Origin of the sequence: Pseudonocardia zijingensis (assembly GCF_042657305.1) — a bacterium.
GTDB lineage: Bacteria > Actinomycetota > Actinomycetes > Mycobacteriales > Pseudonocardiaceae > Pseudonocardia > Pseudonocardia zijingensis.
On sequence record NZ_JBHSKO010000026.1, the window covers coordinates 88,892 to 101,479 of the forward strand.

The 12,588-nt window shown below is 72.6% G+C and carries 10 protein-coding genes and 1 riboswitch; of the genes, 9 read left to right on the forward strand and 1 reads right to left on the reverse strand.

All coding sequences use genetic code 11. The features are described from left to right. Nucleotides 1-30 precede the first annotated feature (30 nt). From ACFPL3_RS34485 to ACFPL3_RS34520, 8 genes are all read left to right on the forward strand, one after another. On the forward strand, nt 31-1,200 hold the full coding sequence (locus tag ACFPL3_RS34485) for a CaiB/BaiF CoA transferase family protein (RefSeq protein WP_343941004.1): 1,170 nt from the start codon (nt 31-33) through the stop codon (nt 1,198-1,200). Further along, complete coding sequence (locus tag ACFPL3_RS34490; protein ID WP_343941003.1) at nt 1,193-2,008, forward strand: citryl-CoA lyase; 816 nt, start codon at nt 1,193-1,195, stop codon at nt 2,006-2,008. Before ACFPL3_RS34485 ends, ACFPL3_RS34490 begins: the two co-directional genes overlap by 8 nt. Beyond that, nucleotides 2,001-2,861, forward strand: a complete 861-nt coding sequence (locus tag ACFPL3_RS34495) for a DODA-type extradiol aromatic ring-opening family dioxygenase (RefSeq protein ID WP_343941002.1) — start codon at nt 2,001-2,003, stop codon at nt 2,859-2,861. Before ACFPL3_RS34490 ends, ACFPL3_RS34495 begins: the two co-directional genes overlap by 8 nt. Next, nucleotides 2,858-3,220, forward strand: a complete 363-nt coding sequence (locus ACFPL3_RS34500; protein ID WP_343941001.1) for a hypothetical protein — start codon at nt 2,858-2,860, stop codon at nt 3,218-3,220. The genes ACFPL3_RS34495 and ACFPL3_RS34500 overlap by 4 nt, the downstream gene beginning before the upstream one ends. Next, nucleotides 3,217-4,170, forward strand: a complete 954-nt coding sequence (locus ACFPL3_RS34505) for a quinone oxidoreductase family protein (protein WP_343941000.1) — start codon at nt 3,217-3,219, stop codon at nt 4,168-4,170. Before ACFPL3_RS34500 ends, ACFPL3_RS34505 begins: the two co-directional genes overlap by 4 nt. 38 nt (nt 4,171-4,208) lie before the next feature. Next, complete coding sequence (locus tag ACFPL3_RS34510; RefSeq protein ID WP_343940999.1) at nt 4,209-5,240, forward strand: uroporphyrinogen decarboxylase family protein; 1,032 nt, start codon at nt 4,209-4,211, stop codon at nt 5,238-5,240. Between the two features lie 129 nt (nt 5,241-5,369). After that, entirely contained in the window at nt 5,370-6,572 is a 1,203-nt protein-coding gene (locus tag ACFPL3_RS34515; RefSeq protein WP_343940998.1) for a cytochrome P450, read from the forward strand. Nucleotides 6,573-6,678: 106 nt separating this feature from the next. After that, nucleotides 6,679-7,848: an acyl-CoA dehydrogenase family protein gene (locus ACFPL3_RS34520; RefSeq protein ID WP_343940997.1), complete on the forward strand. Its 1,170-nt coding sequence runs from the start codon at nt 6,679-6,681 to the stop codon at nt 7,846-7,848. On the opposite strand, the gene ACFPL3_RS34525 is transcribed toward ACFPL3_RS34520, so the two are convergent. Beyond that, on the reverse strand, nt 7,845-8,654 hold the full coding sequence (locus ACFPL3_RS34525; protein WP_343940996.1) for an alpha/beta fold hydrolase: 810 nt from the start codon (nt 8,652-8,654) through the stop codon (nt 7,845-7,847). The genes ACFPL3_RS34520 and ACFPL3_RS34525 overlap by 4 nt on opposite strands. A 225-nt stretch (nt 8,655-8,879) precedes the next feature. Beyond that, nucleotides 8,880-8,958, forward strand: a riboswitch (S-adenosyl-L-homocysteine riboswitch). A 19-nt stretch (nt 8,959-8,977) separates the two neighbouring features. Between ACFPL3_RS34525 and metH the strand changes: the two genes are divergently transcribed. Beyond that, the gene (gene metH, locus ACFPL3_RS34530) at nt 8,978-12,583 is read left to right on the forward strand and encodes a methionine synthase (protein ID WP_343940995.1); all 3,606 of its coding nucleotides are present in this window, start codon (nt 8,978-8,980) and stop codon (nt 12,581-12,583) included. Nucleotides 12,584-12,588 lie beyond the last annotated feature (5 nt).

Genomic DNA, 12,588 nt, shown 5'->3' on the forward strand with positions numbered 1-12,588 from the left:
CGCATCACGGACGGAAGGTGTGTCAGGGTAATGACCTCGAGCGCGACGGGACCGCTGGCCGGGATCCTGGTCGCCGACTTCTCCCGCATCCTGGCCGGCCCGTACGCCACCATGCTGCTGGCCGACATGGGCGCCGACGTGATCAAGGTCGAGGGCCCCGCGGGTGACGACACGCGCACCTGGATGCCCCCGGAGCACGACGGCGTCTCGACCTACTACCTCGGCATCAACCGTGGGAAGCGTTCGATCGCCCTCGACCTGCGCGACGAGGCCGACGCCCAGGCGGCCCGGGAGCTGGCGCGCCGCGCGGACGTGCTCATCGAGAACTTCAAGCCCGGCGGCCTCGCCCGCTACGGCCTGGACTACGAGACCGTCCGGGCCGGCAACCCCGGCGTGATCTACAGCTCGATCACCGGGTTCGGGTCGGGCGAGGGCAGGCACGTGCCGGGCTACGACCTCATGGTGCAGGCGATGTCGGGCCTGATGAGCCTCACCGGCGACCCGGACGGGCCCCCGTACCGCGCCGGCATCTCGGTGTTCGACGTGATGGCGGGCAACCACGCGCTGATCGGCATCCTCGCCGCGTTGCGCCACCGCGACCGCAGCGGCGAGGGCCAGCTGGTGGAGGTCAACCTGCTGTCGTCGGCCCTCACCGGGCTCGTGAACCACAGCTCGGCCTACGTGGCAGGGGGCGTGGTGCCCTACCGGATGGGCAACGCGCACCCGAGCGTCTTCCCCTACGAGCCCCTGCCCACGGCCGACGACGACATCATCATCGCCGCCGCCAACGACCGGCAGTTCCGCAAGCTGTGCGAGGTGCTGGAGATCCCCGAGGTGGCCGACGACCCGCGGTTCGCCCGCAACGTCGACCGCACCGCCAATCGCGAGGAGCTGCGCCCGGTGCTCGAGGAGCGGCTGGCGCGCCGCGGCGCGGTGGAGTGGTTCGAGGCGCTGGTCGCCGTCGGGGTGCCGTGCGGGCCGATCCAGACGATCGACGGCGGCTTCGCGATGGCCGAGCGGTTCGGGCTGGACCCGGTCGTGCAGGCGGGCGAGGGGGAGCGGGCGATGCCCACCACGCGGCACCCGATCCGCTTCTCCGCCACCCCTGCCGGCTACCAGCTGCCCCCGCCCGAGCTGGACGAGCACGGCGCGGAGCTGCGCAAGTGGCTGGCGACCCCGCAGGATGACCGGCATGCCTGAGTACCCCGTTCCGCAGTACCCGACCGCACTGGGCGCCTCCAGCCTGGAGAAGATCACGCTCCTCGGCCATGACCTCGCCGAGGACGTCATGGGCTCCGTCGGGTTCGGCGAGCTGTCGTTCTGGCTCGCCACGCAGCGCCGCCCGACCAAGGGCGAGACGCGGGTGTTCGAGGCCGTGCTCGCCGCGCTCGCCGACCACGGCTTCACCCCCACCGCGATCGTCAGCAGGCTCACCTACCTCTCGGCACCCGACTCCGTGCAGGGCGCGCTCGCCGCCGGGCTGCTCGGGGGCGGCTCGCGCTTCCTCGGCGTCACCGAGGACTGCGGCCGGTTCCTGCACGCGCAGCTCCCGGCGGAGCTCCCCGCCGACGACGCCGGCTGGGACGCGGTCGCGCTGGAGATCGTGCGGGAGCAGCGGGCCGCGAAGAAGTTCGTGCCCGGCCTGGGCCACCACGTCCACAAGAACGGCGACCCGCGCACCCCGCGCCTGGTGCAGATCGCGCGGGAGGAGGGCCTGTTCGGGCCGCACCTGCAGCTGTTCGCCGCGATCGGGCGGGTGCACCCGGCGGTGCTCGGCAAGACCCTGCCGCTCAACGGCGCAGGCGTCTGCGGGGCCGCACTCGCCGACCTGGGCCTCCCGCTGGAGCTGCTGCGCGGGTTCGCCCTGCTCGCGCGCACGGCCGGGCTGATCGGCCAGCTCGCCGAGGAACTGCGCCACCCCGTGGCGAACGACATCTTCCTGTCGGTGGACCTGAACAACACATCCGTCGACCCCGATCCCTACGAGCCGGGAGGTCCGCGTGGCTGAGCTGGTGGCGGTGATCGCCTCGACCCACCACCCCTTCTACTACCGGGCGAGCACGTCCACGGGTGAGGAGCGCCCACCCTTCGCCGACGAGTGGGTGCGCAAGGTGGAGGCGTTCCGCGAGACGCTGACGCGCGCGCGGCCCGACGTGCTGGTGATGGTCGGCTCCGACCACTTCCACCAGCTGTGGCTGGACAACATGCCGCAGTTCCTCGTCGGCAAGGCGCCGGTGTACGACGCCAACTGGTACAACGAGGAACGCGAGTTCGGGCTGCCGCGGATGCGCCTGCAGGGGCAGGAGGACCTGTCGGCGTACATCCTGCGCGAGGGCCTCGACGCGGGCTTCGACCTGGCGTTCTCCAACGAGCTGCGGATCGACCACTCCATCACGTGCCCGATCATCACGCTGCGGCCCGACGCCGACCTGCCGATCGTGCCGGTCTACACGAACATCTTCGCCCCGCCGCTGCCGCAGCCGAAGCGGTTCGTGCAGCTCGGGCGCACGATCCGGGAGCTCGTCGAGTCGTGGCCGTCGGACCAGCGCGTCGCCGTGATCGGCACCGGGCACCTGTCGCTCGAGCTGGGCGGGCCGCGCCAGTTCGGCCCGCACGGGCCCGACCCGCAGTTCGACCAGAAGGCCGTGGAGTGGATCTCCTCGGGCGACATCGAGGGCTGCCTCGCCGAGGTCACCCTCGACAGCCTGCACGCCCCCGGCAACGCCACCCACGGGTTCATGGACTTCATGCTGATGATGGGCGTCGCGGGGGAGGGGCGGAAGGCCGACTACGTCGACACCTACGACCTGTTCCACACGATGGAGGCCTACTTCACCTGGTACCCGGGCGGTGACAAGTGAGCAAGTACCTGCTGAACAAGTTCCTGTTCACCGTCGACCGCGACGCCGACCTCGTCGAGCGCTACCGCGAGGACCCGGCCGGCACGGTCGCCTGGTGGGAGGCCGAGGAGGCCAACCGGCTCCTCAACTGCGTCGCCACCGAGCAGAGCACCTGGCTCGCGTTCGACGACGAGGAGCGCGCCGCCCTCGCCGGGCACGACTACCCCAAGCTGTTCGAGCTGGGTGCGCACCCGTTCCTCACGCTGACGCTGTTCATCGCGATGTTCGAGCGCGACTACGAGGAGCCGCTCGGGTTCCAGCTGGAGTACGCGCGCAAGCTCGCCCACTTCTCCCTGCCCTACCCGGACATCTCCACGTGAGGGCCGCCCAGGTCGTCGAGCTCGGCCGCCCGCCCGTGGTGGCCGACCGGGAGGCGCCCGCGGGCTCCGAGGGGCAGGTGGTGGTCGAGGTGCTCGCCGCCCCGATCACCCCGCTCGACCTGCTGTGCGCCACCGGCACCTCGTACTTCGGGCAGCCGCCCACGCCGTACGTGCCCGGGGTGCAGGGCGTGGGCCGCGCGGGCGGGCGGCTCGTGTGGTTCCCGACGTCGGCCGGGATGGCGCCGGGCGACGGCAGCATGGCGGAGCGGGCGGCCGTGGCCGAGCCCGACCTCGTGCCGCTGCCCGACGGCGCCGACCCGGTGGAGATCGCGGCCCTCGGGCTCTCGGCGGTCGCTGCACACATGGCCCTCACCTGGCGCGGCGAGCTCGCGCCGGGCGAGCAGGTGATCGTGCTCGGCGCCGGGGGAGTGGTGGGCCAGGCGGCCGTGCAGCTCGCCCGCGCCGCGGGAGCCCGGCGGGTGATCGCCGGGGCCCGGTCACCGGCCGCGCAGGAACGGGCGGCCGAGGCGGGCGCGGACGCCGTCGTCGCCCTGGACACCGAGGACGTCGACGAGCTCGCCCGGCGCTTCACCGCCGTCGCCGACGGGCCCGTCGACCTCGTGCTCGACCCGCTCTACGGCGCGCCGGCCGCGGCCGCCGCCCGGGCGCTGTGCCCGCACGGACGGCTGGTGAACCTCGGCAGTTCGGCCTCGGAGACGTGCCCGATCGACTCCTCGACGCTGCGCAGCCGCTCGCTGCGCCTGCTCGGATACACCAACAACGCGCTCACCCGCGAGCAGCGGGCCGCCGCCGTGGCCACGGTGGCCGAGCACGCCGTCCGCGGCGCGCTCACCGTGGCCCACGAGGTGGTGCCGCTCGCCGAGGCGGGCACGGCGTGGCAGCGGCAGGCCGACGGCCGGGTGGCGGGCCGCGCCGTGCTGAGGCCATAGTGCCGCCACACCCTGATCGATCTCCTGGAGGAGGATCCGTGTCGTTGCCGCTGCTGCCGACGTCCCTCGTCGGAAGCTACGCCCAGCCCGAGTGGCTGATCGACCGCGCGAAGCTCGCCGGTCGCTTCCCGCCCCGCGTTCGGGCCAAGGAGCTGTGGCGGATCCCGCCGGAGCACCTCGCCGAGGCGCAGGACGACGCCACGATCGTGGCGATCCGCTCGCAGGAGGAGGCCGGGCTCGACATCGTCACCGACGGCGAGATCCGCCGCGAGAGCTACAGCAACCACTTCGCCACCGCGCTCGAGGGCGTCGACATCGACAACCCGGGCACCGCGCTCGACCGCAGCGGTCACCCCAACCCGGTGCCGCGGATCGTCGGGCCGATCAGCCGCCCGCACCCCGTGCAGGTGGCGGACCTGCAATTCCTGCGAGCCCACACCGACCGCACGATCAAGATCACGGTTCCGGGCCCGTTCACGATGGCCCAGCAGGCCCAGAACGACCACTACCCCGACGCCGAGGCGGCCGCGATGGGCTACGCCGCCGCCGTCAACGCCGAGATCAAGGACCTGTTCGCGGCGGGCGCCGACATCGTGCAGATCGACGAGCCCTACCTGCAGGCCCGCCCGGACGCCGCCCGCGCGTACGGGCTGCAGGCGCTGAACGCCGCCCTCGACGGCGTCACCGGCACCACCGCGGTGCACCTGTGCTTCGGCTACGCCGCGATCATCCACGAGCGGCCGGAGGGCTACTCCTTCCTGCCCGAGCTGGCGGGCTGTACCGCCGACCAGATCTCGATCGAGACCGCGCAGTCCGGCCTCGACCTCGGCGTGCTCGCCGACCTCGCCGACAAGACGATCATCCTCGGCGTCATCGACCTGTCCGACCACGCCGTCGAGACCGTCGAGACGGTGGCGGCGCGCACCCGGCGCGCCTTCGACCACGTGCCGCCCGAGCGGATCGTGATCGCCACCGACTGCGGGATGAAGTACCTGCCCCGCGACTCGGCGTTCGGGAAGATGCAGGCGATGGCCGGGGCCGCGCGGACGCTGCGCGCCGAGCTCGGCTGACCGACCCTTCCGCCTGCCGGGCGTCTTCTTGACTTCACCGGGACGCTCCGGCAGCGTCGAACCACCGCTGTCCGCGTGGCGGACACCTGTCCATTGTTGGCCTGCAGCGTTGCCGGAAGGACCTCGGACATGACCGCGAGCGTCTCCGCCCCCAGCTACGGCGCGGACATCTACACCGACCAGGCGCTCCTGGAGCCCTACGAGCACTACCGGGCCCTGCGCGAGCTCGGCCCGGCCGTCTGGCTGGAGCAGCACGAGGCGTTCGCGGTGTCGCGCTACGCCGACGCCCGGGCCGTCCTGCTGGACAGCGACACCTTCCGGTCCGCCAACGGGATCGCGCTCAACGAACCGGCCAACCAGGCGATCCTGGGCTGCACGCTCGCCAGCGACGGCGAGCTGCACGCCCACCTGCGCAAGGTGGTGGCACACCGGATGATGCCGCGGTCGCTGCGGCCCATGCGCGAGCTCGTCGCGGAGCGCGCCGACGAGCTCGTGGCCGGGCTCGTCGAGCGCGGCTCCTTCGACGCCGTGTCCGATCTCGCGCGGGCGCTGCCGCTGTCGGTGGTGCCCGACTTCATCGGCTGGCCTCAGGAGGGCCGCGAGCACCTGCTCGAGTGGGCGGGCGCCAACTTCGACTCCTTCGGCCCGATGAACCCGCGCGCCGAGCGGGCGATGCCCAAGTGCGGCGAGATGGCCGCGTTCGGCGCGGAGCTCGTCCGCACCGGCAACGTCCTGCCCGGCAGCCTCGGCGCGGGCGTGCTCGAGGCCCGCGACCGCGGTGAGATCACCACCGAGCAGGCGATGATGCTGATGCTCGACTACCTCGCGCCGTCGCTCGACACCACGATCAGCGCCGTCGGCAGCGCGATCTGGCTGTTCGCGCAGCACCCCGACCAGTGGGACGCCGTGCGGGCCGACCCCTCCCTCGTCGCCAACGCCGTCAACGAGGTCGTGCGGTACGAGTCGCCGATCCGGGCGTTCGGCCGGCTGGCCGATGCCGACACCGAGATCGACGGCGTGCCGGTCCCCGCGGGCTCCCGGGTGCTCGTGATCTACGCGTCCGCCAACCGCGACGAGCGCAAGTTCACGCGCGCCGACGAGTTCGACGTCACCCGCCCCGACGCCGTGCAGCAGCTCGGCTTCGGCGTCGGCGAGCACGGCTGCGCGGGCCAGGCCCTCGCCCGCATGGAGGCGGAGTCGCTGCTCACCGCCCTCGCCCGCTCCGTGGTCCGCTTCCGCCTCGACGGCACGCCCGAGCGCGCCCTCAACAACCTGATCCGCGCGTTCGGCACCGTCCCGGTCACCGTCGAGACCGCCGGGAAGGGGGCCTGACGTGCGGATGGTCCTGGAGCACGACCGCTGCGAGGAGCAGGCGCGCGTGGCCCGTTGACGCTGCCCCGCTGAGGGCACATCAGGAGCGATGGAACAGGAGCGATCGATGACGACGACCCGCACCCAGCTCCCGGGCGACCTCGTGGCCGCCGCCCGTGACCTGCAGCCCCTGCTACGCGACCACGCGGCCGCGAGCGAGCAGGCGGGCGAGCTCGTCGCGCCGGTCGCCGACGCCCTGCACGACTCGGGCCTGTTCGGCATGTGGGTGCCGCGGCCGCTGGGCGGCGCCGAGCTCGACCCCCTGTCGTCCGTGCAGGTCGTGCAGACGCTCGCGGAGGCCGACCCGTCCGCGGCGTGGGTGCTCATGGCGGCGGCGCTCGCCACCGGCACCGGTGGCGCCTACCTGGGCGACGAGGCGGTGGCCGCGATGTTCACCGGGCCACGCTTCCCGGTCGTCGCCGGTCAGGGCACTCGCCCGGGCCGGGCCGTCCGCGACGGCGACGGCTACCGGCTGTCGGGTTCTTGGTCGTTCGCGTCGGGCATCAAGCACGCCCAGTGGATCCACACGCTCGGCGTGGTCGAGGACACGGGGGAGCCGCTGATCTTCGTGCTCCCGGTGGAGCAGGCGCAGCTCGTCGACAACTGGGACGTCATGGGCCTGCAGGCCACCGGCAGCATCGACTACACGATCGAGGACGTCCCCGTTCCCGCGGCGTTCACCCATCACGGGCCCACCGAGACCCCGGTGCGTGGCGGTGACGTATTCCGGCTCGGGATCATCCACTTCGCGCTGATCGGCCACTCCGGGTGGGCGCTGGGCGTCTCGCGCCGGATGCTCGACGAGCTGGCCGCCCTCGTCCGCTCGAAGGCGGGCCGCCCCGGCACGATGGCCGACAACCCGCACTTCCACACGGTCTACGGCGAGGCGGAGGCGCGCTGGCACGCCGCGCGCGCGTTCGTCCACGACGCCTGGCGCGCGGCGGCCGCCGCCATCGGCGCGGGCCGGCCGCTCGACGTGCAGGAGAAGACGATGGTGCGCCTGGCGCTCTACAACGCCACGTGGGCCGCGCACGAGATCAGCCAGGCCGTGTACCGGGCGGGCGGCACCACGGCGCTGCGCAGCGGTGCGATCCAGCAGTACTTCCGGGACATGCACGCCGGCACCCAGCACGTCACGTCCGCACCCGGCGTGATCGAGGCCTGCGGGCGCCACCTCGGTGGCCTCGCACCCGGGCACGACTGGCTCTACATGAACCTGGTGCCGGCCGAGGGCTAGCCACGCGCAGGTGCCTCGCTGGTGGCGAGGAACCCGATCACCTCGTCGGCCACCCGGTCCGGGAGCTCCTGGTAGAGCGCGTGCCCGCAGCCGGGCACGACGCGCAGCTCGGCGCCCTCGATCGCGGCCGCGTACGCCTCGCTGTGGGCGCGGGGGATGATCTCGTCCACCTCCGCGGCGAGCACGAGGGTGCGCGCGGCGATCGACGGCAGGCGCCCGGGCAGCTCGGGGTCGTGCAGGAACGGGTCGCGGGCGAACCGCGCGAACGCCGCGCCGTCCCGCGCGGCCTGCAGCGCGGCCTCCTCGCTCGGCGGCGCCGCCAGTGCCGCGTCGGCGATCGACCGGTCGAGGAACAGGGCGCGCACGACCTGCTCCGGCGACATCGTGAACAGGTCGGCCGGATCCGCGCCGGGGACCCGCAGCCCGGCCGGGGCCATGAGCACCAGCCGCTCCACCCGCTCCGGCGCGGTGGCGGCCAGCTCCGCCGCGATCCACCCGCCGAACGAGGCCGCGACGAGATCGATCCGCTCCAACCCCAGCGCGTCCAGCAGGCGCACGTAGTGCTGCGCGATCTGCGGCACCGTCTCGATCTCGGGCAGCTCGTCGCTCTGGCCGAACCCGGGGTGGTCGGGGGCGAGCACGTCGGCGTGCTGCGACAACCGCTCCAGATACGGGTTCCACGCCCCCGCCCCGCCCGCCGCGTGCAGGACCAGGGTCGGCCGGCCCGACCCCTGCCGGAAGAGGTTGATCTCCCCCGAGCCCATCGGGATCCTCGTCGCCTGCGGACCGGTGCCGGGAACGCTCACGCTCTACTCCTCCTCGAGTCGGCGGGCGGACATGTGTCCGTTGTTCACGTGACCCTGGTCGACAGCGCGGCAGGAGTCAACGAGCGCGGTGGGGCGTGCAGCCCGCCGGTTCAGGAACGCCACGTTCATGGACCTGGGGTACAGCAACGTGGCGTTCCTGAACTCCGGACGACCCGGCAGACGGCCTCCTTGAGCGGGTTGCGGCGCCGGGTACCCTCGTCCGCACGGGTCGAGAGGCGCTGCAACGGACATCACGTCCGCCACGCTCGGCCCGCACGACGTGCAGCAAGGGCGCCTCCGGTCAACGGAGGGGGCGCGTGCACATGTCGAACAGTCGCACCGAGGAGCTTGTCGGGTTCCTGAACAGCCGGATCGCGGTGCTCGACGGCGCCTGGGGCACGCTGCTGCAGGGCATGCGCCTCACCCCGGACGACTACCGGGGTGAGCGGTTCACCGACCACCCGCACGACGTCACCGGCGACCCGGACCTGCTCAACCTCACCCGCCCCGACGTCGTGCTCGAGGGGCACCGCCGCTACTTCGCGGCGGGCGCGGACATCACCACCACGAACACGTTCACGGCCACCTCGATCGGCCAGGCCGACTACGGCATGCAGGCCGCGGTGCGGGAGATGAACGTCCGCGGCGCGCAGCTGGCCCGCCAGGCCGCCGACGAGGCGGGTGGGAAGTTCGTGGCCGGCTCGATCGGCCCGCTCAACGTCACGCTGTCGCTGTCGCCGGACGTCAACGACCCGGCTCACCGCGCCGTCACCTTCGACGAGGTCCGCGCGGCCTACGCCGAGCAGATCGCCGGGCTCGCCGAGGGCGGCGCCGACCTGCTGCTCGTCGAGACGATCTTCGACACGCTGAACGCGAAGGCCGCGATCGCCGCGGCCCGGGAGGTGGCGCCGCACCTGCCGCTGTGGATCTCGGTGACGATCGTGGACCTGTCCGGGCGCACGCTGTCCGGGCAGACCGTCGAGGCGTTCTGGAACTCGGTGCGCCACGCCTCGCCGCTCGTCGTCGGGGTCAACTGCTCGCTGGGCGCCGCGGAGATGCGCCCGCACGTCGCGGAGCTCGCCCGGTTCGCCGACACCTACGTGGCCTGCCACCCGAACGCCGGCCTGCCCAACGCGTTCGGCGGCTACGACCAGACCCCCGACGAGACCGCGGGCCTGCTGCGCGAGTTCGCCGACGCCGGGATGGTCAACGTCGTGGGCGGGTGCTGCGGCACCACGCCCGAGCACATCACGCAGCTGGCGTCCGCGGTGGAGGGGCGCTCCCCGCGCGCGGTGTCCGCCCCGCCGGACGCGGCGCGCTACAGCGGGCTGGAGCCGCTCACCATCGGGCCCGACACCGGGTTCCTGATGATCGGCGAGCGCACCAACGTCACCGGGTCGAAGCGGTTCCGCAGGCTCATCGAGTCGGGCGACCACCAGGCTGCCGTCGACGTGGCGCTGGAGCAGGTGCGCGGCGGGGCGAACATCATCGACGTCAACATGGACGCCGACCTGCTCGACAGCGAGCGGGAGATGACCACCTTCCTCAACCTGATCGCCACCGAGCCCGAGGTGGCCCGGGTGCCGGTGATGATCGACAGCTCCCGGTGGAGCGTGCTCGAGGCCGGGCTCAAGTGCGTGCAGGGCAAGGGGATCGTCAACTCGATCAGCCTGAAGGAGGGCGAGGACGTCTTCCTCGACCACGCCCGCCGGGTGCGCTCGTTCGGCGCGGGCGTGGTGGTGATGGCCTTCGACGAGAAGGGGCAGGCCGACACCGCCGCGCGCAAGGTCGAGATCTGCGCCCGGGCCTACGACCTGCTCACCCGTGAGGTCGGTTTCCCGCCCGAGGACATCGTCTTCGACCCGAACGTGCTCGCGGTGGCCACCGGGATGTCCGAGCACAACGGTTACGCCAAGGCGTTCCTCGACGCGTTGCCGCTGATCAAGGAGCGGTGCCCGGGGGCGCGCACGTCCGGCGGGATCTCGAACCTCTCGTTCGCGTTCCGCGGCAACGACGTGGTGCGCGAGGCGATCCACTCGGCGTTCCTGTTCCACGCGGTGCGGGCGGGCCTCGACATGGGCATCGTCAACGCGGGCCAGCTCGCGGTGTACGAGGACATCCCCGCCGACCTGCTGGAGCTGGTCGAGGACGTGCTGTTCGACCGGCGCGAGGACGCCACCGACCGCCTGGTGACGTTCGCGGGCACCGTCACCGGGTCCGGCACGAAGCGCGAGGTGGACCTGTCGTGGCGCGACGCCCCGGTGGAGCAGCGGCTCTCCCACGCGCTCGTGCACGGCATCGTCGACTTCGTCGAGGCCGACACCGAGGAGGCGCGCACGCAGGCCGCGCGGCCGCTCGAGGTGATCGAGGGGCCGTTGATGGACGGCATGAAGATCGTCGGCGACCTGTTCGGCTCGGGGAAGATGTTCCTCCCGCAGGTGGTGAAGAGCGCGCGGGTGATGAAGCGTGCCGTCGCCTACCTGGAGCCGTTCATGGAGGCGGAGAAGGAGCAGCTGCGCCTGTCCGGCAAGGTGCAGGAGGACGAGCGGCAGGGCCAGGGCAAGGTCGTGCTCGCCACGGTCAAGGGCGACGTGCACGACATCGGCAAGAACATCGTCGGCGTGGTGCTGGCCTGCAACAACTACGAGGTGGTCGACCTCGGCGTGATGGTGCCGGGCAGCGTCATCCTCGACACCGCCGTGGCCGAGGGCGCGGACGTCGTGGGGCTGTCCGGGCTGATCACGCCGTCGCTGGACGAGATGGTGAACGTGGCGCAGGAGATGCAGCGCCGCGGCCTCAAGCTCCCGCTGCTCATCGGCGGCGCCACCACGTCCCGCCAGCACACGGCCGTGCGGATCGCGCCCGAGTACGACGCCAGCACCGTGCACGTGCTCGACGCGTCGCGCGTCACGGGCGTGGTGTCGCAGCTGCTGGACCCGAAGCGGGCCGAGCTGCTCGACGCCGACAACCGCGCCGAGCAGGAGCGGTTGCGCACCCAGCACGCCGCCCGCCAGCAGCGGCCCATGCTCACCATCGAGCAGGCCCGCGCCAACCGGGAACAGGTGGCGTTCGACGACCTGCCGGTGCCTGCGTTCACCGGGATCCGCGACGTCGCGCCGTCGCTGTCGACGCTGCGCGAGTTCATCGACTGGCAGTTCTTCTTCCTGGCCTGGGAGCTGAAGGGCAAGTTCCCGGCCATCCTGGAGACGCCGGCCGCCCGCGAGCTCTTCGACGACGGCAACCGGCTCCTCGACGAGATCATCGCCGAGGGGTCGCTGCAGGCCAGGGGCCGCTACGGCTTCTGGCCCGCGCACGCGGAGGGCGACGACATCGTGCTCGAGAACGGCGTGCGCTTCCCGATGCTGCGCCAGCAGACGCAGAAGCCCGCGGGCCGGGCCAACCGCTGCCTCGCCGACTACGTCGCGCCCACGGGCGACCACCTCGGTGGCTTCGCGGTGTCCGTGCACGGCGCGGAGGAGCTGTCCGCCCGGTTCGAGGCCGAGCACGACGACTACCGGGCGATCATGGTCAAGGCCCTCGCCGACCGGCTGGCCGAGGCGTTCGCGGAGTACGCGCACCTGGAGGCCCGGCGGGCCTGGTTCGAGCCCGACGCCCAGCCGGAGATGGCCGACCTGCACGCCGAGCGGTTCCGCGGCATCCGCCCCGCCCTCGGCTACCCGGCGAGCCCCGACCACAGCCTCAAGAAGGAGCTGTTCGAGCTCCTGGGGGCCGAGGCCGCGGGCATCGGCCTCACCACCTCGTACGCGATGACACCCGCGTCGAGCGTCAGCGGGCTGATCTTCGCCCACCCGGGGTCGCGCTACTTCACGGTGGGGCGCATCGGTGCCGACCAGCTGCGCGACTACGCCGAGCGCCGCATGCTGCCGCAGTCCGAGGTCGAGGACTGGTTGCGGCCGAACCTCGACTGACGGCG

Coding starts and splice junctions, on each gene's coding strand:
- ACFPL3_RS34515 (WP_343940998.1), top strand. CDS start 5,370: ATGACCGCGAGCGTCTCCGCCCCCAGCTACGGCGCGGACATCTACACC.
- ACFPL3_RS34490 (WP_343941003.1), top strand. CDS start 1,193: ATGCCTGAGTACCCCGTTCCGCAGTACCCGACCGCACTGGGCGCCTCC.
- metH (WP_343940995.1), top strand. CDS start 8,978: ATGTCGAACAGTCGCACCGAGGAGCTTGTCGGGTTCCTGAACAGCCGG.
- ACFPL3_RS34485 (WP_343941004.1), top strand. CDS start 31: ATGACCTCGAGCGCGACGGGACCGCTGGCCGGGATCCTGGTCGCCGAC.
- ACFPL3_RS34520 (WP_343940997.1), top strand. CDS start 6,679: ATGACGACGACCCGCACCCAGCTCCCGGGCGACCTCGTGGCCGCCGCC.